This is a genomic window from Trichloromonas sp. (genome assembly GCF_041583255.1).
Lineage (GTDB): Bacteria > Desulfobacterota > Desulfuromonadia > Desulfuromonadales > Trichloromonadaceae > Trichloromonas.
Genome location: NZ_JBFHGD010000229.1, coordinates 1 through 4,937, shown reverse-complemented (window position 1 = coordinate 4,937; position 4,937 = coordinate 1). Strand labels below are relative to the sequence as shown.

General features: G+C 62.1%; 5 protein-coding genes and 1 pseudogene. All 6 read right to left on the bottom strand.

All coding sequences use genetic code 11. The features are described from left to right. Nucleotides 1-386, bottom strand: a 386-nt coding sequence (locus ABYV89_RS14480) for an NUDIX domain-containing protein (protein WP_432823645.1), incomplete at its 3' end; no start/stop codon positions are given. Nucleotides 387-464: 78 nt separating this feature from the next. Next, nucleotides 465-1,685, bottom strand: a complete 1,221-nt coding sequence (locus ABYV89_RS14475) for an argininosuccinate synthase (protein WP_432823644.1) — start codon at nucleotides 1,683-1,685, stop codon at nucleotides 465-467. A gap of 231 nt (nucleotides 1,686-1,916) precedes the next feature. Continuing rightward, nucleotides 1,917-2,564: an RDD family protein gene (locus ABYV89_RS14470; protein ID WP_432823643.1), complete on the bottom strand. Its 648-nt coding sequence runs from the start codon at nucleotides 2,562-2,564 to the stop codon at nucleotides 1,917-1,919. Nucleotides 2,565-2,579: 15 nt separating this feature from the next. Next, nucleotides 2,580-3,488 carry an ornithine carbamoyltransferase gene (gene argF / locus ABYV89_RS14465; RefSeq protein WP_432823642.1) on the bottom strand — a complete coding sequence of 303 codons (909 nt, stop codon included), beginning with the start codon at nucleotides 3,486-3,488 and terminating at the stop codon, nucleotides 2,580-2,582. 55 nt (nucleotides 3,489-3,543) lie between these two features. Next, nucleotides 3,544-4,740 carry an acetylornithine transaminase gene (locus ABYV89_RS14460; RefSeq protein WP_432823641.1) on the bottom strand — a complete coding sequence of 399 codons (1,197 nt, stop codon included), beginning with the start codon at nucleotides 4,738-4,740 and terminating at the stop codon, nucleotides 3,544-3,546. Between the two features lie 58 nt (nucleotides 4,741-4,798). After that, nucleotides 4,799-4,937, bottom strand: a pseudogene (locus ABYV89_RS14455) (acetylglutamate kinase); the annotation flags it as partial.

The window sequence follows — 4,937 nt, the reverse complement described above, 5'->3', positions numbered from 1 at the left end:
CCCCCGGGGGGCATGGAATACCCGGCAAGCTCATCCTTGGAAACCCACCTGGCTTCGGTGCATTCCTCGCCGTTGGGCGCGAGATCGAAACTCAGCGGGCTGGCCCGGTAGTAGAGGATGATGAAGTGGTCGTTGCCCTTGCCGATGTTGACGTGCTCGAAAACGTCAATCAGCCCTTCGGCGCGAACCTCGATACCGACTTCTTCCAGCACTTCGCGGTGCAGGGCCGCCAGGATCGGTTCGCCGTGGTCGATCTTTCCCCCTGGCATCACCCACAGGCTGCAGAAGGGTTCGATGCAGCGGCGGGTCAGCAGAACCCGCTCCTGATCGTCGATGACGCAGGCGACCACCGAAGTTTTGATTTGAGACTGTTTCGAAAATTCCATTCAACCTGCCACGGAGACACGGAGTCCCAGAGGATTGACTCTGGTTTCTCCGTGTCTCCGTGTCTCTGTGGCAATCAGTTATTTGCGGTTCTGGCGCTGGATGGCGGCAATGCGCATGCGCAGGGCATTGAGCTTGATGAAGCCCTCGGCATCGGCCTGGTTGTAGACATCGTCGGTTTCGAAGGTGGCGAAGTCGACGTTGAACAGGCTGTCGGTTGCGGAATCGCGGCCGACGACCCGGCAGTGCCCTTTGTACAGCTTGATGCGGGCTTTGCCGTTGACGGTCTGCTGTGATGCGTCGATCAAGGTCTGCAGTACCATGCGCTCGGGGGAGAACCAGTAGCCGTTGTAGATCATGTCGGCATAGCGGGGGACCAGCGAATCGCGCAGATGCATGACCTCGCGGTCCATACAGATCGACTCGACGGCGCGGTGCGCCTCTTCGAGGATGGTACCGCCGGGGGTCTCGTAGACGCCGCGGCTCTTCATGCCGACGTAGCGGTTTTCCAGCAGGTCGACCCGGCCGATGCCGTGCTTGCCGCCGAACTCATTGAGTTTGGCCAGCAGCTTGGCCGGCGACAGGCGCTCGCCGTTGACTGCGACGGCATCCCCTTTTTCGAACTCGATCTCGACGTATTCCGGCTGGTCGGGAGCGTCTTCGGGGCGCACGGTCAGGGCATACATCTCTTCCGGGGCTTCGGCCCAGGGATTCTCCAGGATGTCCCCTTCGAAGGAGATGTGCAGCAGGTTGCGGTCGGAGCTCCAGGGGAACTTCTTGCTGGTCGGCACCGGGATGCCGTGCTTCTTGGCGTAGTTCTCCAGGGCGGTGCGGCTCTTCATGTCCCACTCGCGCCAGGGGGCGATGACCTTGATCGCCGGGTCGAAATGGTAGTAGGCGATCTCGAAGCGAACCTGGTCGTTGCCCTTGCCGGTAGCACCGTGGGAGACCGCGTCGGCGCCTTCCTTGGCGGCGATTTCCATCTGCGCCTTGGCGATCAGCGGCCGGGCGATCGAGGTGCCGAGGAAGTAGCGCCCCTCGTAGATGGCGTTGGCGCGGAACATCGGAAAGACGAAGTCGCGGGCGAACTCTTCCTTGAGGTCGAGGATATGGCAGCTGCTGGCGCCGGTCTTCTTGGCCTTTTCGGGGATATGGTCGAGCTCTTCACCCTGGCCGAGGTCGGCCGAGTAGGCGACCACTTCGCAATCGTACTCTTCGGTCAGCCATTTGAGGATGATGGAGGTGTCCAGGCCCCCGGAATAGGCGAGGACGACTTTTTTTACGGTGCTTTTCTTGGACATGATGGTCTCCTTGGTTGATTGAGGATCAGCGGGCCTCCTGTGAAGGCGGCTGAATTTTAAACTGGAACATGCTTTTGCCACAGAAGCTCAGAGCTGCTGAGTTATTGGGACAAAAAAAGAAGTTATCCAAACGAATGGGGCTTCTCGTTATTCTCTTCAGGGTGAATCCATATAACGAATAAACTTGGTGCGACTCTCGGTGACTCCGTGTCTCCGTGGCAAGAGCTGTTTTTATAGTTTTACCACGTAGGTGTCGGCGATGCGGTCGTGCAGCCCCTGCTTGCGGTCATCGAAGGCCACCATCAGGTAGCCGATGCCGAGAATCAGGCCGGAAAGAAACTTGCCCGGCACTTCGCGGAGAAAGGCCCGGCCGTAGCTTATTTCGGCGCCGCTGGTGCGGATCACCTTGATGCGCACTACCATCTTGCCGGGGGTCTGGCCGCAGTAGCCGGTAAAAAAGACCGAATAGGCGATGCCGAACACGATGCCGAACAGGGCGGTCAGCATGCCGTAGGCGGCACTGCCCTGCGGGTCCAGGCCGCCCATCAGGTGACCGGCGGTTATGTTCAGGATGAAGGCGAAAACAAACTGAGCCAGGCCGGCCAGCAGCGAGTCGAGCAGCGAGGCGACCACGCGGATCCAGAAGCCGGCCTTGGGCAGGTCGACAGCAGTCGAAGCCGCAGACGGTGCGACCGCTGCTGGTGCGGCGGCAAGCTCCGGCTGCGCGCCCGGAGCCGGTTCGGCTGAGACTCGGGGCGCCTGCTCCGGCAGAGTAAACGGTTCCTTGCAGCGGGGACAAACGACTTTTTTGACGCCGTCCGGGATCCGCTCCGGGGCGATCTCTTTGGAAAACCCGCACTGGGGACAGGTAAGGTTCATTACTGGAGATTTTCCTTAGCCCATCAGGGTGGCCATGATGGCCTTCTGCACGTGCAGGCGGTTTTCCGCTTCGTCGAAGATCACCGAGTGCGGCCCTTCGATCACCTCGTCGGTGATTTCTTCGTCGCGGTGAGCCGGCAGGCAGTGCATGACGATGCAGCCGGGATCGGCGATGGCGACGATATCGCGGTTGATCTGGAAACCCCTGAACGCCTTTTCCCGCTCTTTCTGCTCGGCTTCCTGGCCCATGCTGGCCCAGACGTCGGTGTTGAGCACCATGGCGCCGCGGGCGGCCTCCACCGGGTCGTTGGTGTAGAGAATTCTGGCGCCCAGTTTTTCAGCGCGGGCCATGACGGCGGCATCCGGCTCGTATCCCTTGGGGGTGGCGATGCGCAGCTCGAAGCCGAACACGGCGGCGGCGTTGATCCAGCTGTTGGCCATGTTGTTGCCGTCGCCGATCCAGCAGTAACTGAGGTCGCGGTAGTTCCCCTTGTGCTCGATGACGGTGAACAGGTCGGCCATCACCTGGCAGGGGTGATAGAGGTCGGTCAGGCCGTTGATGACCGGGATGTCGGCATGGCGGGCGAAATCCTCGACGACCTGCTGGGAGAAGGTGCGGATCATCACGCCGTCGCAGTAGCGGGCCATGCAGCGGGCGGTATCCTGGATCGGTTCGCCGCGCCCCATCTGGGTGTTGCCCGACGACAGGAAGAGGGCGTGGCCGCCGAGGTGGAACATCCCCGCCTCGAAAGAAACCCGGGTGCGGGTCGAACTCTTTTCGAAGATCATCCCCAGGGTTTTTCCCTTGAGCAGCGGGTGTTCTTCTCCGCGCTTATGCTTGGCCTTGAGTTCGAGGGTCAGCGCGAAGATTTTTTCCAGGTCTTCGCGGCTCCAGTCGGAAAGGGCCAGAAAATCTTTTTTCACTTTATGTTCTCCTGAAGTAATTTAATCCAATGGCAGGCCGCCGCATGCGGCGCCCTTACCCGAACTCGGCCAGGATGCTGCCAAGGATCTCGATCGCCTCGTCGATTTCGGCGGTGGTCACCGTCAGCGGCGGCACGAAGCGCAGCACTTTGCCGACTGTGCAGTTGAGCAGCAGGCCGCGCTCCAGGGCCTTGTTGACGATGGCTGCTCCATCGATGGAAAGCTCCATGCCGAGGATCAGGCCGCGGCCCCGTACGGCGACGACGAAGGGATAACGGCTGCGCAGCTCTTCCAGCCGGCGGCGTAAATAGTCGCCCATGGCCAGGCAGTTGTCGAGGATGCCGTCATCCAGCAGCACCTTCATGGCGGCGATGCCGGCGGCGGCCATCAGCGGGTTGCCGCCGAAGGTGGAGCCGTGGCTGCCGGGGCCGAAACTTTCGGCGATCGCCTCGCGGGCCAGCATGGCGCCGATCGGCGGGCCGCCGGCGAGGGCCTTGGCCAGGGTCATGATATCCGGCTCGACCCCCTCAAGCTGGTAGGCGAACAGGGTTCCGGTGCGGCCGCAGCCGACCTGGACCTCGTCGAAAATCAGCAGCAGGCCGTTCGCGTCGCAGAGCTCGCGCACGGCGGCCAGGTAGCCGGCCGGCGGCACGTTGACCCCGCCTTCGCCCTGGATCGGTTCGAGCAGGACGGCGCAGGTGTCGGGGCCGATGGCGCCGCGCAGGGCCTCGATGTCGCCGAAGGGGACATAGCTGAAGCCGGGGACCACCGGCTCGAAGCCGAGGCGCACCTTCTCCTGGCCGGTGGCGCTGATGCCGCCGAAGGTGCGGCCGTGGAAGGAGCCGAGGGTGGTGATCACCTCGAAGCGGTTTTCGCCGTGTTTCTCCTTGCTGTACTTGCGCGCCAGCTTGAGCGCCGCCTCGTTGGCCTCGGCCCCCGAGTTGCAGAAGAAGGCCCGGTCGGCGAAAGAGTTGGCGCAGAGGATCTCGGCCAGCTCGATCTGCTGCGGGATGTGGTAGTAGTTCGAGCAGTGGATCAGGGTGGCGGCCTGCTGCTGCAGGGCGGCGACCACTTTGGGGTGGCAGTGGCCGAGGCTGTTGACCGCCACTCCGGCGAGGAAATCGAGGTAGGCCTTGCCGTCGGCGTCCCACAACCGGCAGCCCTCGCCGCGCACCGGCACCAGCGGGTAGCGGCCGTAGGTTTTCGCTATATGCTTATCGCCCCGGGCGATCCAGTCAGCGGATGTGCTCATTTGATCCTTGCTCTCTGTTCAATGGATTGTGATGTTTCTCAATCACCAATCACTGATTTTAAAATCGTCCGATGGCGGTGCCGATCCCCTTGTCGGTGAAGATCTCCAGCAGGCAGGCATGCTCCATGCGGCCGTCGATGATGTGGGTCTTGGCGACCCCTTCTTCGACGGCGTCGAGGCAGCAGTTAACCTTGGGG

What these genes read in the sequence shown, in the direction of transcription:
- ABYV89_RS14475 (WP_432823644.1), bottom strand. Translation starts at nt 1,685, where the DNA reads ATGTCCAAGAAAAGCACCGTAAAAAAAGTCGTCCTCGCCTATTCCGGG.
- ABYV89_RS14470 (WP_432823643.1), bottom strand. Translation starts at nt 2,564, where the DNA reads ATGAACCTTACCTGTCCCCAGTGCGGGTTTTCCAAAGAGATCGCCCCG.
- ABYV89_RS14460 (WP_432823641.1), bottom strand. Translation starts at nt 4,740, where the DNA reads ATGAGCACATCCGCTGACTGGATCGCCCGGGGCGATAAGCATATAGCG.